Source organism: Streptomyces sulfonofaciens (genome assembly GCF_014656295.1).
Lineage (GTDB): Bacteria > Actinomycetota > Actinomycetes > Streptomycetales > Streptomycetaceae > Streptomyces > Streptomyces sulfonofaciens.
This window is the reverse complement of sequence record NZ_BNCD01000105.1, coordinates 1-526: the sequence shown is the minus strand read 5'-3', so window position 1 is coordinate 526 and position 526 is coordinate 1. Positions and strand designations below refer to the sequence as shown.

The following is a 526-nucleotide window of genomic DNA, read 5'->3' as shown; positions in this document are numbered from 1 at the left end:
CCCTCTAACCCTAGATCTTCTTCTCTGTTAGCGTAAGTTAAATGGCTAAATTCATTCAAAAGCAATTGCTGGTTGATGATTTGATACGCGCCTGCAATATCTGCGCGGGCTTTTTCAATGTGAATGAGCGCGGTTTCTTCGTTTAAAACTTCTCCAAAACTAAACGAGACTATTTCTCCATTAACCCTAATAAGCCCCCCTTTCACATCCAAGCTTTCATAATTTTCTAACACGCTTTGAATGCCCTTATTTTCATTGATTAGCCCTATATCGTCTGTCTGGCTTTCTAAAAACCACTCTTTGGAGGCTTCTAAAACTTCCTTTCTGTTTTGAGAAGAAATTTTTTCATAAACAAAATTCGCGCAATTAGTTAAAAACTGGTTTAAGTGGTTTTTTTTCTTATGGTATTTTTTCCCTTTTAAAGCGATCAATTCTTCAACAGAATAAATATAATCACTTCTGTCTCTGTTGTAAGTGAAATCAAACACCCCTACAAAATTGTCTTTCAAATCGTCTTTTTGCTCTA

1 protein-coding gene is annotated in these 526 nt (G+C 35.6%); it reads right to left on the bottom strand.

What is annotated here, in order from left to right:
* Positions 1-526 (bottom strand): phosphatidylglycerol lysyltransferase domain-containing protein (locus IE313_RS36755; protein WP_189939387.1); only part of this gene is annotated, 526 nt, incomplete at both ends.